16 protein-coding genes and 2 tRNA genes are annotated in these 20,916 nt (G+C 62.2%); 9 read left to right on the forward strand and 9 right to left on the reverse strand.

Annotation, left to right across the window (positions count from 1 at the left end; translation table 11 throughout):
* Positions 1 to 178: 178 nt before the first annotated feature.
* The 6 genes from clpX to NCT04_RS07860 all read left to right on the forward strand — a co-directional run bounded on the left by clpX (position 179) and on the right by NCT04_RS07860 (position 7,106).
* Positions 179 to 1,450 carry an ATP-dependent Clp protease ATP-binding subunit ClpX gene (clpX, locus tag NCT04_RS07835; protein ID WP_244827925.1) on the forward strand — a complete coding sequence of 424 codons (1,272 nt, stop codon included), beginning with the start codon at positions 179 to 181 and terminating at the stop codon, positions 1,448 to 1,450.
* 186 nt (positions 1,451 to 1,636) lie between these two features.
* Positions 1,637 to 4,057, forward strand: coding sequence for an endopeptidase La (lon, locus tag NCT04_RS07840; RefSeq protein WP_244827924.1), 2,421 nt, complete (start codon positions 1,637 to 1,639; stop codon positions 4,055 to 4,057).
* A gap of 260 nt (positions 4,058 to 4,317) precedes the next feature.
* On the forward strand, positions 4,318 to 4,590 hold the full coding sequence (locus NCT04_RS07845) for an HU family DNA-binding protein (protein ID WP_250464824.1): 273 nt from the start codon (positions 4,318 to 4,320) through the stop codon (positions 4,588 to 4,590).
* Between the two features lie 84 nt (positions 4,591 to 4,674).
* Positions 4,675 to 4,750, forward strand: a tRNA-Val gene (locus NCT04_RS07850).
* Between the two features lie 39 nt (positions 4,751 to 4,789).
* Positions 4,790 to 4,866 (forward strand) — tRNA-Asp (locus NCT04_RS07855).
* Between the two features lie 314 nt (positions 4,867 to 5,180).
* On the forward strand, positions 5,181 to 7,106 hold the full coding sequence (locus NCT04_RS07860; RefSeq protein WP_250464826.1) for a SurA N-terminal domain-containing protein: 1,926 nt from the start codon (positions 5,181 to 5,183) through the stop codon (positions 7,104 to 7,106).
* 94 nt (positions 7,107 to 7,200) lie between these two features.
* Here NCT04_RS07860 and NCT04_RS07865 read toward each other — a convergent pair whose 3' ends face one another.
* Positions 7,201 to 7,542: a hypothetical protein gene (locus NCT04_RS07865; protein ID WP_244827921.1), complete on the reverse strand. Its 342-nt coding sequence runs from the start codon at positions 7,540 to 7,542 to the stop codon at positions 7,201 to 7,203.
* A gap of 126 nt (positions 7,543 to 7,668) precedes the next feature.
* Complete coding sequence (locus tag NCT04_RS07870) at positions 7,669 to 8,328, reverse strand: arylesterase (RefSeq protein WP_250464828.1); 660 nt, start codon at positions 8,326 to 8,328, stop codon at positions 7,669 to 7,671.
* Between NCT04_RS07870 and NCT04_RS07875 the strand changes: the two genes are divergently transcribed.
* Positions 8,327 to 9,028, forward strand: a complete 702-nt coding sequence (locus NCT04_RS07875; RefSeq protein ID WP_244827920.1) for an ABC transporter ATP-binding protein — start codon at positions 8,327 to 8,329, stop codon at positions 9,026 to 9,028. The genes NCT04_RS07870 and NCT04_RS07875 overlap by 2 nt on opposite strands.
* Positions 9,029 to 9,084: 56 nt before the next feature.
* Here NCT04_RS07875 and pgi read toward each other — a convergent pair whose 3' ends face one another.
* The 3 genes from pgi to NCT04_RS07890 all read right to left on the reverse strand — a co-directional run bounded on the left by pgi (position 9,085) and on the right by NCT04_RS07890 (position 13,951).
* Positions 9,085 to 10,707 (reverse strand): glucose-6-phosphate isomerase, encoded by a 1,623-nt coding sequence (pgi, locus tag NCT04_RS07880; protein WP_244827919.1) that lies wholly within the window; start codon positions 10,705 to 10,707, stop codon positions 9,085 to 9,087.
* Between the two features lie 194 nt (positions 10,708 to 10,901).
* Positions 10,902 to 12,470 (reverse strand): NAD(P)H-hydrate dehydratase, encoded by a 1,569-nt coding sequence (locus NCT04_RS07885; RefSeq protein WP_250464830.1) that lies wholly within the window; start codon positions 12,468 to 12,470, stop codon positions 10,902 to 10,904.
* Between the two features lie 191 nt (positions 12,471 to 12,661).
* Positions 12,662 to 13,951: an FAD-dependent oxidoreductase gene (locus NCT04_RS07890; RefSeq protein ID WP_250464831.1), complete on the reverse strand. Its 1,290-nt coding sequence runs from the start codon at positions 13,949 to 13,951 to the stop codon at positions 12,662 to 12,664.
* On the opposite strand from NCT04_RS07890, the gene NCT04_RS07895 reads away from it, so the two are divergent.
* Together NCT04_RS07895 and purL are read left to right on the forward strand one after the other, a co-directional pair.
* Positions 13,950 to 14,090, forward strand: coding sequence for a hypothetical protein (locus NCT04_RS07895; protein WP_250464833.1), 141 nt, complete (start codon positions 13,950 to 13,952; stop codon positions 14,088 to 14,090). The genes NCT04_RS07890 and NCT04_RS07895 overlap by 2 nt on opposite strands.
* Positions 14,091 to 14,377: 287 nt before the next feature.
* Complete coding sequence (gene purL, locus NCT04_RS07900) at positions 14,378 to 18,415, forward strand: phosphoribosylformylglycinamidine synthase (protein WP_250464835.1); 4,038 nt, start codon at positions 14,378 to 14,380, stop codon at positions 18,413 to 18,415.
* Positions 18,416 to 18,556: 141 nt separating this feature from the next.
* On the opposite strand, the gene NCT04_RS07905 is transcribed toward purL, so the two are convergent.
* The 4 genes from NCT04_RS07905 to msrB form a co-directional block, all read right to left on the reverse strand.
* The gene (locus NCT04_RS07905) at positions 18,557 to 19,339 is read right to left on the reverse strand and encodes a peptidylprolyl isomerase (RefSeq protein WP_244827914.1); all 783 of its coding nucleotides are present in this window, start codon (positions 19,337 to 19,339) and stop codon (positions 18,557 to 18,559) included.
* Between the two features lie 138 nt (positions 19,340 to 19,477).
* Complete coding sequence (locus NCT04_RS07910) at positions 19,478 to 19,792, reverse strand: BolA family protein (RefSeq protein ID WP_244827913.1); 315 nt, start codon at positions 19,790 to 19,792, stop codon at positions 19,478 to 19,480.
* On the reverse strand, positions 19,789 to 20,325 hold the full coding sequence (locus NCT04_RS07915) for a septation protein A (protein ID WP_244827912.1): 537 nt from the start codon (positions 20,323 to 20,325) through the stop codon (positions 19,789 to 19,791). The genes NCT04_RS07910 and NCT04_RS07915 overlap by 4 nt, the downstream gene beginning before the upstream one ends.
* A gap of 134 nt (positions 20,326 to 20,459) precedes the next feature.
* Entirely contained in the window at positions 20,460 to 20,891 is a 432-nt protein-coding gene (gene msrB / locus NCT04_RS07920; RefSeq protein WP_250464837.1) for a peptide-methionine (R)-S-oxide reductase MsrB, read from the reverse strand.
* Positions 20,892 to 20,916 lie beyond the last annotated feature (25 nt).

Here is a 20,916-nt window from a genome sequence, read left to right on the forward strand (position 1 = left end):
CGTCCGGAACGACGCCGCGCCGGCTTCCACGAAACACGAAGCCGGCTGTTGCGAGTGGCGCATGCGGCGTCACGCGAACCGCGCCAAAACGCGCTTCGGACGGGCCACACAGGCGAAACTGCGTGGCCGGATCGAAGGGCGTATCATGTAACAAGAGTGTCCGGAGGCTCACACATTTATGGCGGACAAAAAAGGTTCCAGCAGCGAAAAGCTGCTGTATTGCTCGTTTTGCGGCAAGAGCCAGCATGAGGTGAAGAAGCTCATCGCTGGGCCGTCCGTGTTCATCTGCGATGAATGCATCGACTTGTGCAACGAGATCATTCGCGACGAAGCGGCCGGCGCGGCAGAAGAGGCCGGGCTGACCAAGTCCGACCTGCCGAGCCCGCAGGAAATCAGCGACATCCTCAACCAGTACGTCATCGGCCAGGAACGCGCGAAGAAAATTCTCGCCGTGGCCGTGTACAACCACTACAAGCGTCTCAAGCACCTCGACAAGAAAGACGAGATCGAGCTGTCGAAGAGCAACATCTTGCTGATCGGGCCGACCGGCTCCGGCAAGACGCTGCTCGCGCAGACGCTTGCACGCATGCTGAACGTGCCGTTCGTCATTGCCGACGCCACCACGCTGACCGAAGCCGGTTATGTCGGTGAAGACGTCGAAAACATCATCCAGAAGCTGCTGCAGAACTGCAACTACGAAGTCGACAAGGCGCAGCGCGGAATTGTTTATATCGACGAAATCGACAAGATCAGCCGCAAGTCGGATAACCCGTCCATCACGCGCGACGTGTCGGGCGAGGGCGTCCAGCAGGCGCTGCTGAAACTTGTCGAAGGCACGATGGCTTCGGTGCCGCCGCAAGGCGGGCGCAAGCATCCGAACCAGGACTTCATTCAGGTCGACACGACCAACATCCTGTTCGTTTGCGGCGGCGCGTTCGACGGGCTCGAGAAAGTCATTACCGATCGTACGGAAAAAACTGGCATTGGTTTTGGCGCGAGCGTGAAGAGCAAGCAGGATCGCGATGCCGGCGAAGTACTGCGGGATGTGGAACCGGAAGATCTGATCAAGTTCGGTCTTATTCCCGAACTGATCGGCCGTCTGCCGGTTGTGGCCACGCTCGGCAAGCTTGACGAAGCCGCGCTCGTGAAGATTCTGATCGAGCCGAAAAATGCGCTGGTGAAGCAATATCACAAGCTCTTTGCCATGGAACGCGTGGAACTGGAGATTCGTCCGGCGGCACTGCAGGCCATCGCGCAAAAAGCCATTCGTCGCAAGACGGGTGCGCGCGGGTTGCGTTCGATCTTGGAACAAGCGTTGCTCGATGTCATGTACGAGCTGCCGACCATGAAGGGCGTTTCGAAGGTGATCGTCGACGACAACACGATCGACGGCGACGGCAAGCCGTTGCTCATCTACGAAGACGCACCGAAAGTAGCAGGGTCGAACTGAAGCAGGCTGTGTCCCGGCGAAAGGCCGTTCATGGCAACGTGAACGGCCTTTGTTTATTTTTTCGGTTTATTGTGGACGTTACTGACCAGGTCGTCGACTAACGACTTTTCCCTTCCGATAAAGGCTTGCAATAGCTCTTAACGGCCTTACTTACGAACGAACCGATTCCATTAATGGGGAAATGAAATGTCAGGAACCCAACTCCTCCCGCAGGAACGCATCACGTTGCCGCTGCTCCCGCTGCGCGACGTAGTCGTTTTCCCGCATATGGTGATTCCGCTCTTCGTCGGGCGGCCCAAGTCGATCAAGGCGCTCGAAGCCGCGATGGAAGGTGGCAAGCACATCATGCTCGTCGCCCAGAAAACGGCGGCGAAGGACGAGCCGACCGAAAAGGACATGTACGAAGTAGGGTGTGTCGCCAACATCCTGCAAATGCTCAAGCTGCCGGACGGTACCGTGAAGGTGCTCGTCGAAGGCTTGCAGCGCGCAAAGACGCTGTCCATCGAAGAACAGGAAACGCAATTTTCCTGCGATGTGATGCCGCTCGAACCCGACCACGCCGACAGCGCCGAGACTGAAGCGCTGCGTCGCGCGATCGTGTCGCAGTTCGATCAGTACGTGAAGCTCAACAAGAAGATTCCGCCCGAGATCCTGACGTCGCTGTCGGGCATCGACGAAGCGGGTCGTCTCGCGGACACCATCGCCGCGCATTTGCCGCTCAAGCTCGATCAAAAGCAGCACATCCTCGAGATGTTCCCTGTGATCGAACGCCTCGAGCATTTGCTCGCGCAACTCGAAGCTGAAATCGACATCCTCCAGGTCGAGAAGCGTATCCGTGGCCGCGTGAAGCGCCAGATGGAGAAGAGCCAGCGCGAGTATTACCTGAACGAACAGGTCAAGGCTATCCAGAAGGAATTGGGCGAAGGCGAAGAGGGTGCGGATCTCGAAGAACTCGAGAAGCGCATCACGGCCGCGCGCATGCCGAAGGAAGCCAAGAAGAAGGCGGACGCCGAGCTCAAGAAGCTCAAGCTCATGTCGCCGATGTCGGCGGAAGCCACTGTCGTGCGCAATTACATCGACACGCTTATTGGTTTGCCGTGGCGCAAGAAGAGCAAGGTCAACAACGACCTGACCAATGCCGAGCGCGTGCTCGACGAAGACCACTTCGGTCTGGAAAAGGTCAAGGAACGCATTCTCGAATATCTCGCGGTTCAACAGCGCGTGGAGAAAGTGAAGGCGCCGATTCTGTGCCTCGTCGGGCCTCCGGGCGTCGGCAAGACGTCGCTTGGGCAGTCCATCGCTCGCGCGACCAATCGCAAATTCGTGCGCATGGCGCTTGGCGGCGTGCATGACGAGTCCGAGATTCGCGGGCACCGTCGCACGTATATCGGTTCCATGCCCGGCAAGATTCTGCAAAGCCTGACCAAGGTCGGCGTGCGCAATCCGCTCTTCTTGCTCGACGAAGTCGACAAGATGGGGATGGATTTCCGCGGCGATCCTGCATCGGCGTTGCTCGAAGTGCTGGACCCGGAACAGAACCATACGTTCGCGGACCATTACATCGAAGTGGACTTCGACCTGTCGGACGTGATGTTCGTCGCGACGTCGAACTCGCTCAATATCCCGCCGCCGCTGCTCGACCGGATGGAAGTCATCCGCCTTTCGGGTTACACGGAAGACGAGAAGGTCAGCATTGCGCAGCGTTATCTGTTGCCGAAGCAAAAGCGCAACAACGGTCTGAAGGACGGCGAGATCGAAGTGGCGGAACAAGCCATCCGCGACATCATTCGCTACTACACGCGTGAAGCGGGCGTGCGTTCGCTCGAACGTGAAGTGTCGAAGATCTGCCGCAAGGTCGTGAAGATGCTGTTGCTGAAGAAGGCCGAAGGCGCGGTGAAGGTCGATGGCACGAACATCGACACCTTCCTCGGCGTGCGCAAGTACGACTTCGGTCTGGCCGCGAAGGAAAACCAGATCGGTCAGGTGACGGGTCTTGCGTGGACGGAAGTCGGCGGCGATTTGCTGACGATCGAAGCGGCGGTCATGCCCGGCAAGGGTGGCGTGATCCGCACGGGTTCGCTCGGCGACGTGATGAAGGAATCCGTCGAAGCGGCGCGCTCGGTGGTGCGTTCGCGTTCGCGTCGTCTCGGTGTGTCGGACGAGGCCTTCGAGAAGAAGGACATCCACATTCACGTGCCCGAAGGTGCGACGCCGAAGGACGGTCCGTCCGCCGGTATCGCCATGACGACGGCGCTGGTTTCTGTGCTGACCGGTATTCCGGTTCGCGCGGATGTCGCGATGACGGGCGAAATCACGCTGCGCGGCGAAGTGCTGCCTATCGGCGGGTTGAAGGAGAAGCTGCTGGCGGCGCATCGCGGCGGCATCAAGCTCGTGCTGATCCCTGAAGAAAACACCAAGGATCTGGCCGACATTCCGGACAACGTGAAGAACGCCATCGAGATCATTCCGGTTCGCTGGATCGATCGCGTATTGGAACTGGCGCTCGAACGCGCGCCGGCACCGTTGCCGGAAGAAGAAGCCAAGCCGCCAGTGGCCGCTGAAGCGAAGAAAGATGGTCCGGCTGTCGGCGAGTTCGTGAAGCACTGAAGCACGCTTCATTGACGCTGCCGCACTTACGGCCCAAGTCGTAAAAAAGACCCCGCAGGTTCACGCTTGCGGGGTCTTTTTGTTTGCGTCGACGAATTCGAGCAGTGCTTCCAAAGCAGATGAAATCAGGCGCAACCCTCGTTGACACTCCCGTTTCGGCTGCGTTTAATGGCCGCGCATCGAATCGAAAAATCGATGCTGCTCGTTTCGATGCGAAACGACATCGACCACATCGTGCCATTACAGATTCGGGGATCGCAATGAACAAGAATGACCTGATCGACCATATCGCGGAGCAAGCCGATCTTTCCAAGGCGGCAGCGGGGCGTGCACTCGAAGCCGTGATCGGCGGCGTGAGCGCGACCTTGAAGAAGGGCGGAACGGTAACGCTCGTGGGGTTCGGAACCTTTGCCGTGGGCAAGCGCGTGGCGCGTACGGGACGCAATCCGCGCACGGGCGCGGCCATCAAGATCAAGGCGGCCAAGGTGCCGAAATTTCGGCCTGGCAAAGCGCTGAAGGATGCGCTAAACTAGCGGACTCGCTGGATACGGCAACTCTTACATGAGCTGCTGGTTAGCGCGGAGTAGCAAAAAGCAGCAACGCTTGAATCGCGGAACGGGTGCTTAGCTCAGTTGGTAGAGCGGCGCCCTTACAAGGCGTAGGTCGGGAGTTCGAGCCTCTCAGCACCCACCAGTTTCCGGTTCACAGCAGTTTGGGTTGAGCATCAACCAAGGAGCGGTAGTTCAGTTGGTTAGAATACCGGCCTGTCACGCCGGGGGTCGCGGGTTCGAGTCCCGTCCGCTCCGCCAGGATCGACTGAAAGAGTCCCGCAAGTCACAAGCTTGCGGGACTTTCTCTTTTCCGCTTCTTGATTAAGATTCCGAAGCAATTCCCAGCGTCCACGCGTCTCGTATATCGCCAAATTTGCAGGCATTGCGATAATGCCGCCGAATCTTCCGCATGAACGGTTAAGCCTTTGAGTACGAAGGATTTTCCGCTTCCTGGAGCATAGACGGACCATCAAACTCGGCGCCCACCGGAAGCCTTACACCCCGACTTGTCGCCTTTTCCCCTCGCGCTGTTGTAATATCGAGCGTTTTGTTCTAACCACGCAGCGCTACGCATGCTCGACTTCTTCCGTAATCACCAGCGCCTGATGATGGCCCTGCTGATCCTGATCATCGTGCCGGGTCTCGGCATTGTCGGGATTCAGGGCTTCAGCAACTTTTTCGACGAAAGCGCTTACGTCGCCAGCGTGAACGGTCACAAGATCACGCGCCCCGAATTCGATAACGCCTTCCGCCAGCAGGTGGATCGCGCGCGCTCCATGCTGGGCGCTCAGTTCGACGCCCGCATGTTCGACACGCCCGAAGCGCGCGCCGCCATGGTCGACAGTCTCGTGCAACAGCGCGCGCTGTCGGACGAGACGCAACGCCTGCATCTGACCGCATCCGACGACGCCGTGCGTCGCGCGCTGCTGTCCGATCCGATCGTCGCGTCGCTGCGCAAGCCCGATGGCTCCGTCGACATCGAGCGTTACAAGGAAATGCTCGCCATGCAGGGCATGACGCCCGCGCAGTACGACGAGCGCATGCGCTACACAATCGCAAATCAGCAGATCCCGGCAAGCATTCAGGAGTCTTCGTTCACCTCGAAGTCGCTCGCGCAGAGCCTGACCGAATTGTCCGAGCAGCGTCGCGCGGTGCAGGGCATGTCGCTGCGCGCGGCGGATTACGCCGCGAAGGTTCAACCCACCGACGCGCAACTGCATTCGTACTACGACGCGCATCGCAATGACTTTGCCACGCCCGAGACCGCGACCATTCAGTACCTCGTGCTGTCGCCGTCCACGCTCGCGGCGGCATCGAAGCCGAGCGACGCCGATCTCAAGAAGTTCTACGACGACAACATCCAGCGCTACCGCACGGAAGGTCAGGTGCGCGCGAGTCACATCCTCGTGAACGCGCCGAAAGACGCCAGCGCGGCCGACAAGGCGAAGGCGAAGCAGAAGGCCGAACAACTGCTCGCGCAAGTAAAGGCGCATCCCGATCAGTTCGCGCAAGTAGCGGAGAAGAATTCGGAAGATCCGGGCTCGGCGGCGAAGGGCGGTGACCTCGGTTACTTCGCGCGCGGTCAGATCGCGGGCGGCAAGGCTTTCGACGACGCCGCGTTCAACCTGAAAAAGGGCGAAGTGAGCGATATCGTCGAGTCGGACTTCGGTTACCACATCATTCAGGCAACGGACGTCAAGCCGTCGGTTACGCAGTCGTTCGACGAAGTGAAGGAAGCGCTCGCGAAGGACTACGCCGCGCAACAGGGCAGCAAGGGCTTTGCAGAAGCAGCGCAAGGCTTCACCGACACCGTCTACGAACAGGCGAAGTCGCTGCAGCCCGCGGCCGACAAATACAAGCTCACGGTTCAGACCGCTACGGTCGGTCCGAAGCCCAACACGCAATTGCCGCAGGACAATCCGCTCAACAATGCGAAGTTTCTGGCGGCCGTGTTCTCACCGGACTCGGTGAAAGATCACAACAACACCCAAGCCGTCGATGCAGGCAACAACACGCTGATCGCCGCGCGCGTGACCGACTACAAGGCTTCGACCGTTCCCGCGTTCGACGCCGTGAAGGACGCGGTACGCACGAAGGTCGTCGCGCAAGACGCAGCTGCGATGGCGCTCAAGGAAGGCCAGACGAAGCTTGCCGATCTGCAGAAATCGAAGTCGACCGATGGCTTCACGTCACCGATCATCGTCTCGCGCAACGACGCGCAGGGCTTGCCGCCTGCCGCGTTGAGCGCGATCTTCAAGGCGGATGCCTCGAAGTTGCCCGCGTACGTCGGCGTCGACCTCGGCACGGACGGCTATGCGATCTATCGCGTCAACGGTATCGAGAAAGCCAACGCGGTGGCCGCGGATCGTCTCGCCGGCGCGCAGCAGCAGATCGCGCAGGTCTATGCTCAAGCCGAGATGGAAGCGTATATCGACTCGTTGAAGGCGCGCTCGAAGGTCAAGCTAAGTCAGGCGCCGGTGCCTGCGGCCAATCAATAAGAAGCAGTAAAACGTCAGTCGCACAAAAAAGCCCCGCGTCCGAAAGGACGCGGGGCTTTTTCATTGCTGCCCGATGTAACCAGCAACAGTGTCCTTACAGGCAAGCCTGAATGTCGCCCGTCGCCTGGCTGCCAGCGGCACCCGATGCGCGGAAACCCACCCACGAGCCCGGACCCGACCACTTCGGGCGCACCACGGCGGCCGCGCCATTCGGCGGCTGCTGACCCGGCACATAGACATCGACGGCCTGATCGTTGGCAAGCGTATCTTGCGACACGACTTGCTGTTGCGTCTTGTCAGCCCATGCATGCGAGACGCATTCGGCGACCGCCTTGACCGGCTTGTCACTCATGCCGACTTGCTGCACGCCTGCGGGCGGTTGAGCGGCGCATGCCGAAATCGCGATGGTCAATGCAACCAGAGGGAAGTATTTCACGTGACCTCCTTGTAGAGCGCTCTCTTGCGAGCGGGGTTATAAGAGTTACGCGAAAGTCTCAGATAACTGAATCTTGGCCGTGTTCCGCGTTTGTTGGAAAAGCTGTCGCGGCTGGCGTCTTCGTTGTTACGACGCACTTGCGCCCAGCAAGGGTTTCAAGCTTGGCCAGACGTTTTCTAATAGCAATGGCTGGGCCTGCACCGTCGGATGAATCTGGTCCGACTGGAACATCGTCGGCTTGTTTTCGATCCCGGCAAGCAGGAAAGGGACGAGCGCCACGTTCTTGTCCTTGGCGATGCGTTCATAGATGGCGTGGAACTTTTGCGAATAGTCGGGGCCGTAATTGGGCGGAACGTACATGCCGATGAGTAAAACCTTCGCATGCGCCGCCTGCGATGCCTCGACTATTCCACGCAGATTCGTTTCGGTGGTGGCAAGCGGCACGCCGCGCAAGGCATCGTTCGCGCCGAGTTCCACGACTACCACCGCCGGCTTGATACGCGCGAGCACGGCGGTCAATCGCGCGCGTCCGCCGCTCGTGGTGTCGCCGCTGATGCTCGAATTGGCGACGCTATAATCGAGACGCTCTTTCGCAAGCCTTTGGCGCAGCAGATTGACCCAGCCGGTATCGCGAGGCAAGCCGTATTCGGCGGAGAGGCTATCGCCAAGCACGACGATTGCAGGCTTGTTCGTCGCTGCGTCTTGTGCATGCAGCGCGGAACTTGTCGCAAGCATTGTCAAGGCGACGCAAGCACGCGCGCTCCAGTTCTTTTTCAGGGTGTCCATGCAAAACAATATCGAGCCGGTCATCGAAGTTCGGGGTTTAAGCAAGCGGGTGAAGGACGCAACGGGCGAGCTCACGATACTCGATCAGATCGATCTGTCCATCGCGAAGGGCAGCAGCGTGGCGATCGTCGGGGCATCGGGCTCGGGCAAGTCGACACTGCTCGGCCTGCTCGCGGGTTTGGACAGCGCGAGCGCGGGCTCGGTTCGTTTATTGGGCAAGGAGCTTTCCACGCTCGATGAAGACCAGCGCGCCGCGCTCAGAAGCGGCGCGGTCGGTTTCGTGTTCCAGTCGTTCCAGTTGATGCCGCATCTCACCGCGCTCGAGAACGTCATGCTGCCGCTCGAACTGCGCGCGGAGTTGCCGCACGATCAGATTGCCGCGCGCGCGCGCTCGCTGCTCGATCAGGTCGGTCTCGCGCAACGCACGGCGCATTATCCCAAGCTGCTGTCCGGCGGCGAACAGCAACGCGTGGCGTTGGCGCGCGCCTTTGTCACGCATCCCGCGGTGCTGTTCGCCGATGAACCCACCGGCAGCCTCGACGCCGCCACAGGCTATGCCATCATCGATCTCATGTTCGCGATGAACGAACGCAACGGCGCGACGCTCGTGCTCGTCACGCACGACGTCGAACTCGCCGAACGTTGCGATGCCACCGTGACGATCGAAGCAGGGCGGCTCGTCAATGGCCTGAGCGTATAAAAAAGCCCGCATCGACCGATGCGGGCCGATGCGGGCTTTAACGACGCAACCAGCCGTCAATACTTCAAGGCCTTGCGTGCGCGCTCGATCAACGCGGAGGTCGAGGCATCGTGTTTCTTCGGATCGGCGCTCGCGGCGGTGATATCCGCCTCGACCACCTTGCCGAGAATCTTGCCGAGTTCCACGCCCCACTGATCGAACGAGTTCACGTCCCACACCGCGCCCTGCACGAGCACCTTGTGTTCGTACAGCGCGATAAGCGCGCCGAGCGCCTCGGGCGTGAGCGCATCGAGAATGATGGTCGTGGTCGGCCGATTCCCCGGAAAGCTCAAATGCGTGGCAAGTTCTTCCTTGCCCGGGCCCGCGACCTTCTTCGCCTCTTCGAGCGTGCGGCCGAGCATCAGCGCTTCGCTTTGCGCGAAGCAGTTGGCGAGCAGCTTCGCATGGTGATCGACGAGCGGATGCTCAGGCGTGAGCACGGCGATGAAATCGATCGGGATGATGGTCGGCCCTTGATGCAGCATCTGGAAAAACGCGTGCTGGCCGTTCGTGCCGGGCTCGCCCCAGATCACGGCAGCGGTCGGGTAATCGACCATGCCGCCTGCCAGCGTCGCCGACTTGCCGTTGCTTTCCATCTCCAGTTGCTGAAGATACGAAGGCAGATAGTGCAGCGCCTGCGAATAAGGCGCGATCAGATCGCTCTGCGAGCCGAAAAAGTTGCGATACCAGATGCCGATCATGCCCATCAGCACGGGCAGATTCTTGTCGAGCGGCGCTTCGCGGAAGTGTTGATCCATCGCGTACGCGCCTTCCAGCAGCGCGTCGAAATTCTTCGGTCCGACCGAGATCACGATGGACAGGCCCACCGCCGACCACAGCGAATAGCGCCCGCCGACCCAGTCCCACATCTCGAAGACGTTTTCTTTCGCGATGCCGAACTTGACCACTTCCGCCGGGTTCGCCGAGACGCCGACGAAGTGCTTCGAAAGCTCGCTTTCCGGGCAGCCCTGCTTCAAGAACCAATCGCGCATGGAGTGCGCGTTGGTCATGGTTTCGAGCGTCGTGAAGGTCTTGGAGACGATGATCGCGAGCGTCTCTTCGGCATCGACTTGCTGGAGCACGTTCCAGAGATCGGCGCCATCGACATTGGAGACGAAATGCGTGTCGAGTTCTTTCGATGCCAGATGATGCAGCGCGTGCACGACCATCTTCGGCCCGAGGTCCGAGCCGCCGATACCGATGTTTACCACATGGCGGATACGCTTGCCGGTATAGCCGGTCCACGAGCCGTCGCGGACCTTGTCGGCGAACGCGGCCATTTTCGCGCGCTCGGCGCGGACCTGTTCGGCGAAGGGCGCGTCGTCGGTTTGCGCGCGCAGCGCCGTATGCAGCACCGCGCGATGTTCCGTGATATTGACGATATCGCCCGCGAACATGGCATCGCGGCGCTCGGTTACCTTCGCCTCTTCGGCGAGTTGAATGAGCAGCTTGAGCGTGGCGTCGGTGATGCGGTTCTTGGAGAAGTCGATGCTGATACCGCCGCCGTCGAACGTGAAGCGCTCGGCGCGCGTGGGCGCGGTGTCGTTTTGCGGCGCGAACCAGTCGCGCAGGCGCTCGCCGGAGATGGCATCGTAGTGCGATTGGAGCGCCGACCAGGCGGGTAGCGATTTGAGCGTCATAACGGTTCGATAGTCCTGAGTGACAAAGGAAACGTTCGTGCAACGGCGGCTTGGCGGGAGGCGTCAGTCAGTTCGTGAACGCGACCAGCGGTGCCGCGGATGCTCGAATGTAAGAAGCAAGAGGCAGTATAGCGACGATGCATGAACGAATGCTTGCAAGGCGTCATCGCGGCGCCGTGCAAGCCTCGGACAAATCAGGCGCGCTGCTGCCGTTTATAGAAGCGCCGATTGATGAGACTGCGCACGGCAGGCGCAAGTTCGCCCGCCGTCAGTCCCGCAGGCCCGGTGCCTTCGCTCGCCAGATGCTCGGCGGCCTGGCCGTGGAAGTACACGCCTGCCAGCGCCGCCTCATACGCAGGCAACTTTTGGGCGAGCAATGCTCCGATCAATCCGCCGAGCACGTCGCCGGTGCCGCCGGTGGCGAGTCCTGCGTTTCCGGTCGGATTGATGGCGACGCGGCCATCCGGCGACGCGATGACCGTGCCCGAGCCTTTCAGCACGATGACCGCCGAATAACGCGCTGCCAACTGACGCGCGGCCGCGATGCGGTCGGCCTGCACCGCGTTTGCATCGCTTTGCAAGAGCCGCGCGGCTTCTAGCGGATGCGGCGTGAGCACGCACGGATTGCCCTTGGCGCCACGTCCCGCGACTTCTGCGGCGAGGGCGTCGTCCTTCGAGACGAGATTGAGCGCATCGGCGTCGAGCAGCTTGGCGGCGTCGAGCTTCAGGACATCGGCGAGCACTTTTCTCGCGCGGTCGCTCTTGCCCATGCCGCAGCCGATCGAAAGCGCGTCCATTTTTTCGAGCGCGAAGTCGTCGACGTGATGCAGCATCAGTTCGGGATGCGGCGGATCGTAGGACGGCGCACCTTCGCCTAGAAACGCCACGTTGACCTTGCCCGCGCCACCGTAGAGCGCCATGCGCGCGGCGAGGATGGGCGCGCCGCACATGCCGGTATCGCCGCCGATCACGGCAAGCGTGCCGAATGTGCCCTTGTTGGTCGCGTTGTCGCGCGGCGGCATGTGGGCTGCGAAAAGGGCCGGCACGTTGAGCACGATGGAAGGTGCGGCGGGCGGCTCGATGTCGAGCGTGGCGACATGCAGCGTGCCGCACAGATCGCGGCCTTCCGCCGTGAAGTGGCCCGGCTTCGCGCCGATGAACGTGATCGTCTCGTTTGCGCGCACACTTGCGCCACCCGCGACGGGTGCGCCGGTGTCGCTGTCGAGACCGCTCGGGACATCGAGCGCGAGCACTCGGCCATGGTCGCGGCTGTCGGCATCGCGCGCGCTTTGCGACAGACGTGTCGCGATGCCGGCGAACACGCCGTCCAGCACCCGTGTCAGGCCGATGCCGAACATGCCGTCGACCAGCCAGCCGAATTCATCGAACGATGCGGGGACTGCGGTGTCGATCGTCACGCCTGCGGCACGCGCCGCTTCGAGCGCCCAGCGGGCGTCGTCGGGCTTGACCTCGACCGGCATGCAAACGCGCACCGTCACGCCCGCGCGGTGAAGCCGCTCGGCCATCACGAGCGCATCGCCGCCGTTGTTGCCGGGGCCGGCGACGATCCAGACGGGCTTCTTCGTATGAAAGTCGCGCGTATGGAGCAGAAGCTGTGCGGCGGCGGCGCCTGCGCGGGCCATCAGCGTGTGAGGCGGCAGCGCGGCAGCGGCGCGCGCTTCGAGCGAACGCAGCTCCGTGAGCGTCAGGAGCGCAAGGGCATCGTCGCGGGGCGTGAAGTAGGGCGGTCGGGGATCGGTCATGTCGACGATGATAGGCGTGCAGCGAACATTGCGCCGATTCGCACCGTTCGTGCCTGAAGCGGGTGGCGATTCGGCTCGACCAGGATCGCAAGTTTCGTGAGTCGCTCAAAGACGCGCGCGGCTCGCACAAACCGAATGCCAAGCCGACGCAGCCACGAGCACCGCGCCACGCGAGCACGGACACTCACCCTTCAAAACCGCTCGATACTTAACGCCGCAAGCGTCTGTTCCGGAACCTCGGACGTCACATCGGACAGGAGGTCCGCCACCACCTTCGCCGACCCGCACGCGAGCCCCCAGCCCGCCGGACCATGCGCCGCGTTCACGAACACACGCGGATGCCGTGTCGCGCCGACTGCCGGCAGGCCATCGGCGGAGAAGAGGCGCAGGCCTTCCCACGGACGCGCGGCCGAGACGCGTCCCGCGCCCGGAATCCAGTCGTGCGTGCCCTGACCGAGCACGTCGAGGGCACGACGGGCGAGGCTCGCATCGAGCGGCTTGTCGGCCTTGGATGCGCTCTGGAATACGCCCGCGCCCGCCACGCGCAGACGCTGGTTCACACGTGTCATCGTGATGCGCTTCATCGAATCGACGACCGTCAGATGCGGCGCGCGCTCTTCGTAGGCAATCGGCGCGGTGAGCGTATGCATGCGCAGCGGATAGAGCCACGGCGTGGACTTCCTGACGAGCGCGGGCGTCTCGGCTCCCGCCGCGACCACGACGGCATCCGCCGTAATCAACTCGACATTCTCGTTGCGCTTGGTGCGGCTCGCTTCCGGATCGGCGAGTTCGACGGCCGCGCGCTTATCGTCCAGACGCAGCGCCGTCACCGTGCGATTCATGCGGAACTGCACGCCGCCGTCTTCGAGCACCTGCTTCAGTTGCTTGGTGAAGAGCGGGCAATTGGCCGTGCGCTCCTCGGGCAGCAAAACGCCGCCCGCGAATTCGGGATATTCGGGCACCGAATGCTCCGCCGCGACGCATTCCTCAGGCGTCAGCACGCGATGCGGCACCTTGAACTGCCGCAACAGATCGATGGCCGGTTGCGCTTCCTCCAGCTCGCGCGCGTGACGAAACACGTGCAACATGCCGCGCCGCTGTTCGAATTCGAGTTGCAGTGCGCTCTCGATTTCCGCGACGGTACGGCGCGACAACGCGACGAGCGGTTCCAGCAACGCATATTGCGCCGCGAACGCGTCCGGCTCGCGCAGCATGGCGAGTTGTTTCAGAAAATCGCGCACGGCGCTATGAAAGCCGGTCTTCACGACCATGCCGTTTTGCTTCGCGCGGTTCGACGACATGAAGGTCGGTCCGAACCAGACGTCGAGCGGAGAGGGGAGAAGCGCGCCGCCCTGGCCATAAGTGGCGCCTTGGGCGACGGTCGCGTAGCGCTCGACCACGCAGACGCGATGCCCGGCCGCATGCAACTGGTAAGCGGTGGCGATGCCGGCGATTCCTCCGCCGATAACGATGACATCCATGACTTTTTTGCCCGAAGGCGCGAACTTGCGCCGCATACCGCGCCGCAAGCTCGGGCGCGCCGCGCATGTCGACGATGAGACGGCGGGCGCGGCAGACTCGCCACACCCGAAGAAAGCGCGCCATGATAGCGCCAAATGAGCCGCGCCGGGACCATAGGTGCCAGATCGCAGCATGTCCGTCGCGAACGTTTCTGCACTGCGTACACTGCAGGATCGATTTCAGGATAAGCCATGCGTCACGTTTGCGGCGGGATGCGCACGCGCGACGGGCAATGGCGCCGGTCGGGCCGGCCGAATTTGAGACGCATCCGGGGTATAATCGCGGTCTTCCTTTCGCCTCACGTCGCTCATCCACGCTCGTGGCCGTTTCCGGCGTTTCGAGCGCGGCACCTAGCGGCACACAGACGTCATCGACGCACCGTCACAATGGCCCACTTCTCGTGTTTCCCCGGCGCTTCGGCCCTCTCCGATTTCCGTCAGACCCGCCTCCTCGAGACGCTCGCGCGCATCGACGCGAACATCGTCGGCGTGCGCGGCCAGTTTCTGCACTTCGTGAATTCGGCCGAACCGCTTTCCGATGAGGACAGCAACCGCATCCACGCGCTGATGCACTACGGTGCGCCGCTCGAAGAAGGCAAGGAACGCGGACACGCCGAAACGTTTCTGGTCGTGCCGCGTTTCGGCACGGTGTCGCCTTGGGCGAGCAAGGCAACCGACATCGCGCATCATTGCGGCCTCACGCAAGTGCGGCGTATCGAGCGCGGCGTCGAATACACGGTCGTCCTGAAGAGCGGTCTGCTCGGCGGCAAGAAAATCCTGTCGGACGAAGCGCGCGCCGCCGTTGCCGACGCGTTGCACGACCGCATGACCGAAAGCGTCGCGGCCTCGCGCGATCAGGCGCTGCATCTCTTCGACGAACTGCCCGCCAAGCCTTTGCAGACGGTCGATATCATCGGCGCCGGGCGTTCGGCGCTCGAAGCGGCCAACGCGGAACTGGGCCTCGCGCTCGCGGAAGACGAGATCGTCTATCTCGTCGATGCCTTCAAAAACCTCAACCGCAATCCGACCGACGTCGAACTGATGATGTTCGCGCAGGCCAACAGCGAACATTGCCGCCACAAGATTTTCAACGGCGAATGGACTATCGACGGCGAGAAGCAGGATCTGTCGCTCTTCGCCATGATCCGCAACACCGAGAAGCTGAATCACGAAGGCACGATCGTCGCGTACTCGGACAACTCGGCGATCATGGCGGGCGGCGTCGCGGAGCGCTGGTTTCCGCGCGGCGAGAGCGAGCAGTATCAGCGCAAGGTCGAGTTGACGCACACGCTGATGAAGGTCGAAACGCATAACCACCCGACCGCGATCTCGCCGTTCGCGGGCGCGGCAACGGGCTCGGGCGGCGAAATCCGCGACGAAGGCGCGACCGGTCGCGGCGCGCGTCCGAAAGCCGGTCTCGCGGGCTTCACGGTATCGAACCTCGACTTGCCCGATGCGCGTCAAAAGTGGGAAAACGCCCGCGATGCCGCCACGCCGCTCGTCTCGCGCAATCCGTCGGAAACGCATGAGGCGTATGGCCGGCCGGATCGCATTGCGTCGCCGTTGCAGATCATGATCGACGGCCCCATCGGCGCGGCGGCATTCAACAACGAATTCGGCCGTCCGAACCTGGGCGGCTATTTCCGCACCTTCGAGCAGAACGTCGCGGGCCGCGTGCGCGGCTATCACAAGCCGATCATGATCGCGGGCGGCATCGGCAATATCTCGGACCAGCACACGCACAAGAACGATCTGCCGGCGGGCACGCTGCTGATCCAGATCGGCGGACCGGGCATGCGCATCGGCATGGGCGGCGGCGCGGCGAGTTCGATGGCCACGGGCGCGAACACCGCCGAGCTGGACTTCGATTCCGTGCAGCGCGGCAATCCTGAAATTCAACGCCGCGCGCAGGAAGTCATCAACTCGTGCTGGCAACTGGGCGAGCACAACCCCATTCTGTCGATTCACGACGTCGGCGCGGGCGGCATTTCGAATGCGTTCCCCGAACTCGTCGATGGCGCGGGCAAGGGTGCGCGCTTCGAACTGCGTAAGGTACAACTCGAAGAAAGCGGACTGTCGCCGCGCGAAATTTGGTCGAACGAAGCGCAAGAGCGCTATGTGCTGGCCATCGCGCCCGCCGATCTGCCGGCCTTCCAGGCAATCTGCGAGCGTGAACGCTGCCCGGTGGCAGTGGTCGGCGTGGCGATGGACGAGCGCGACCTCGAACTCATCGACGATGAAAACGAAGGTCAGGAACCCGTCGACATGCCGATGGATGTGCTGCTCGGCAAGCCGCCGAAAATGCATCGCGACGTTGCGCGCGAACATCCGAGCTTCACGCCGGTCGATGTCACCGGCCTGCAGCTTTCGGAAGTCGCCGTCGATGTGCTCAAGCACCCGACCGTCGCGAGCAAGTCGTTTCTCATCACCATCGGCGACCGTTCGGTGGGCGGCACGACGGCGCGCGACCAGTTCGTGGGCCCGTGGCAAGTGCCGGTGGCCGATTGCGCCATCACGACCATGGACTACGCGGGCTATCGCGGCGAAGCCATGACGATGGCCGAGCGCACGCCGCTCGCCGTCATCGACGCACCCGCATCCGGCCGCATGGCAGTGGGCGAAGCAGTGACGAATATCGCTGCCGCGCCGATCGAATCGTTGAGCAAGCTCAAGCTCTCCGCCAACTGGATGGCCGCGTGCGGCAGCGCGGGCGAAGACGCGGCGCTCTACGACACGGTAAAGGCCATCGGCATGGAACTGTGCCCGGCGCTCGGCATCAGCATTCCGGTCGGCAAGGATTCGCTGTCGATGCGCACCAAGTGGCAGGACGCACGCGGCGGCTCACGGGAAGTGGTGTCGCCGGTGTCGCTCATCATCTCGGCGTTCGCGCCGGTCGAGGACGTGCGCCGTCAACTCACGCCGCAACTCGTCGCGGAGTCCGATACGGTGCTGATCGCCATCGATCTGGGGCGCGGGCGCAATCGCATGGGCGGCAGCATCCTCGCGCAAGTGACGCAGCAAGTGGGCGATGCCGTACCCGACGTCGACGATCCCGAAGACCTCAAGCGCTTCTTCGCGTCCATTCAGGCGCTCAACGCCGACGGCAAGCTGCTTGCCTATCACGACCGCTCGGACGGCGGCCTGTGGGCGACGGTCTGCGAGATGGCGTTCGCGGGGCACGTGGGCGTGTCGCTCAACGTCGACATGCTGACACTCGATGCCGACCACGAATCCGATTACGGCGACGCGAAAGACTGGACCAAGCAGACGAGCGGCCGGCGCGACGACCGTACGATCCGCGCGCTGTTCACGGAAGAACTCGGCGCGGTGGTGCAAGTGCGCGCGGCGGATCGCGATGCCGTGCTCGGCGCGTTGCGCGGGCATGGTTTGTCGGCGTGCGCGCATGTCATCGGCAAGCCGAACGAGCGCGACACGGTCGAGATCTATCGCGACGCGAAGAAGATTTTCGATGCGCCGCGTACCGAGTTGCAGCGCGCATGGAGCGAGGTGAGCTGGCGCATCGCGCGTCTGCGCGACAACCCCGCTTGTGCCGACGCCGAATACGACGCATTGCTCGATGCCGGCGATCCCGGCTTGTCGCCCGTGTTGACCTTCGATCCGGCGGAAGACGTCGCCGCGCCGTTCATCGCGACGAACACGCGTCCGCGCGTGGCGATCCTGCGCGAGCAGGGCGTGAACTCGCATCTCGAAACCGCGTATGCATTCGACCGCGCGGGCTTCGATGCGCATGACGTACATATGAGCGATCTGCTCGAAGGCCGCGCAACACTCGCCGACTTCGCGGGCGCGGTGGCGTGCGGCGGCTTCTCGTATGGCGACGTGCTGGGTGCGGGCGAAGGCTGGGCCAAGACCATTCGCTTCAACCCGCGTCTTTCCGATATGTTCGCCGCCTTCTTTAGCCGCGCCGATACCTTCGCGCTCGGCATCTGCAACGGCTGCCAGATGATGTCGAACCTGGCGTCGATCATCCCCGGCGCCGAGGCGTGGCCCAAGTTCACGCGCAACAAGTCTGAGCAGTTCGAAGCGCGCTTCTCGCTCGTGGAAGTGGAGAGTTCGCCGTCGATCTTCTTTAGCGGCATGGAAGGCTCGCGCATTCCGGTGGCGGTCGCGCACGGTGAAGGTTTCGCCGATTTCTCGCAACAGGGCGATGCCGCGAAGGCACTCGTCGCCATGCGTTTCGTCGATCATCACGGCCGCGCGACGGAGCAGTATCCGTTCAACCCGAACGGCTCGCCGCAAGGCATCACGTCGGTCACGACGCCCGACGGCCGCTTCACCGTTTTGATGCCGCATATGGAGCGCGTGCATCGCAATGTGCAGATGAGCTGGACACCGGATGACTGGACCACTGACGGCAGTCCGTGGCTGCGCGTGTTTCAGAACGCGCGGCGGTTCATGGGGTGAGGATGGATCGTATTGGTGGGATGAGAGCACCCCGAAGTGGTTTTTCGGGGTGTTTTTTTGTCGATTGCAGATAGGCACCGAAAACGACAAAGCCGCCCGAAGGCGGCTTTATCCGACAGCGACGAAGGGCGATCAGCGCGCTTATTTCACCACTGCCTTCTTCCGCAACCCTTCCTCGAACGCCTGCAGCTTCTCCTGCTGAATCTGCTGCGCGATCTGCGCTTTCACTTGTTCCAGCGGCGGCGGGGCGACGTCGCGGGTATCGTCCAGACGGATGATGTGCCAGCCGAATTGCGTCTTCACCGGCTGCGGCGTTACTTCACCCTTCTTGAGCTTCTCGGCGGCGGCGCCGAATTCCGGCACGTAGGCTTGCGGCGCGGACCAGTCCAGATCGCCGCCGTTCTTGCCCGATCCCGGGTCCTTCGAGTATTGCTTCGCCAGATCCTCGAAGCTCGCGCCGCCCTTGATCTTCGCGATCAAGTCCTTCGCCTGCGCTTCACTTTCTACGAGGATGTGATGCAGATGCAGTTCCTTGCCACCGCCCGTCTGCTTCACGAGTTGCTCGTAGCGCGCCTGGATCTCGGCGTCGGTCGGCGTGTTCTTCTTGACGAAGTCTTCGATCATCGCGCGCAGCACGACCGTCTGTTGCGCGACCGCGATCTGCGCCTTCACGTCGGGACGCATGGGCAGGCCTTCGCGCGATGCTTCCTGCATCAGGATTTCGCGGTTGATGAGTTCCTCGCGCACCGCCTGTTGCAATTGCGGCGAATCCTGCTGACCCTGCTGGACGAGTTGCTTCACGAGCGCATCGGCGCGCGACGTGGGAATCGGCGTGCCATTGACGACGGCGATGTTCTGCGCAAACGCGGGAGCCGCGGCGAACGCAGCCAGCAAGACCCAGACGCGGGTTTTTTTCAAAGTCATCGGAGGTTCCTAACTGAGCAACGAGCGACCTCGAAAGGCGCTTGATTGAGAGGTTGATCTGGAAGAAGCTGAGTGATTCGACACGCGGGAGAGGCGAGGCAAAAGCGCGGCAATCAGGCGCCAAAGCCCGCGCGGAGTCTATTCGAATTGTTCTGCGAACTCTTGCGGCGTATAAGCTCGGATGGCCAGTGCATGCACGCCATGCTGCATTTCCGCGGCCAGCGCATCATACACCAGTCGATGCCGCGCCACTCGCGCGCGGCCCGCGAAGCATTCGGCGATGACCGTGACCGTGTAATGACTGCCCGAAGCCGCGCCGGCATGCCCGGCATGCGCCGCGCTGTCGTCTTCGATATGCACGGTTTGCGGTTCGAGCGCCGCTTCGAGGCGCGCTTCGAGATGCGCGATCTTGTCGGCCGCGCTCGCGTTCGGAAAATCGAAGGAAGCGTTCATTGACCATCCTCCTTCATGTATTTGGCGAGCCAGAAACTTTGCGCGACGATAAACGCCACGAGACACCCCGTCGCGCCGAAGAGCTTGAAGTTGACCCATTGGTCCGTGGTGAAGTGAAACGCCACCACGAGATTGACGATACCGAGCAGCGCGAAAAACACCGCCCACGCCACGTTCAATTGTCCCCACACGCGATGCGGCAGGACGATCTGCTTGCCCATCATCGCTTCGATGAGGTTCTTTTTGAAGCCGAGTTGCGCGACGATCAGCGCCACGGCGAAGAGCCAGTAAAGCGCGGTGGGCTTCCATTTGATGAAGGTATCGTTGTGCAGCACGAGCGTCGCGCCGCCAAACACCACGACCACGCCGAGACTCACCCACAGCATTGGATCGACCTTGCGATGGCGGAACGCCACCCACGCAATCTGCACGAGCGTCGCCGCGATGGCTACGGCAGTTGCCGTATAGATGCCCCAGATCTTGAATGCGACAAAAAACAGGATGATCGGAAACAGATCGAACAGAAATTTCATTGGCGTGGCGATGAGGTGGGCAGCGAGCAGGCTGCGGCGCGCGAAACGAACGCCCGCTCTCGAGAAGCGGGCGTTCCATGCGGCAGAAAATTATGCACGGGCTTATTGATTAGCCCGCCACAACCCGCCCGCGCTTACTTGGATTCGAATTGTAGCGCAGCCGAGTTGATGCAATACCGCAAACCGGTGGGCGCCGGGCCGTCTTCGAAGACGTGACCGAGATGCGCGCCGCAGTTCTTGCACTGCACTTCGATGCGCAGCATGCCGTGCGAGCGGTCGGTCTTCTCTTCGATCACTTCGCCGTTGATCGGCTTGAAGTAGCTGGGCCAGCCGCAGCCCGCGTCGAACTTGGTCGCGGATTCGAAAAGCGGCGTGCCGCAACACACGCAGTCATACACGCCGCGCTCGAAGTGGTCCCAGTATTCGCCGGAGAACGGGCGCTCGGTCGCCGCGTGGCGCGTGACCTGATACTGCATGTCGTTGAGTTCGCTGCGATACGCCGCATCGTCCTTTTGCAGCGGATACGCCGTGGCGCCAGTGTTGTCGATGGTGTCGTCTCTGCTCATATCATTCCTTTTATCGGCCGAAAGT

Origin of the sequence: Caballeronia sp. GAFFF2 (genome assembly GCF_023631485.1) — a bacterium.
Taxonomy (GTDB): domain Bacteria; phylum Pseudomonadota; class Gammaproteobacteria; order Burkholderiales; family Burkholderiaceae; genus Caballeronia.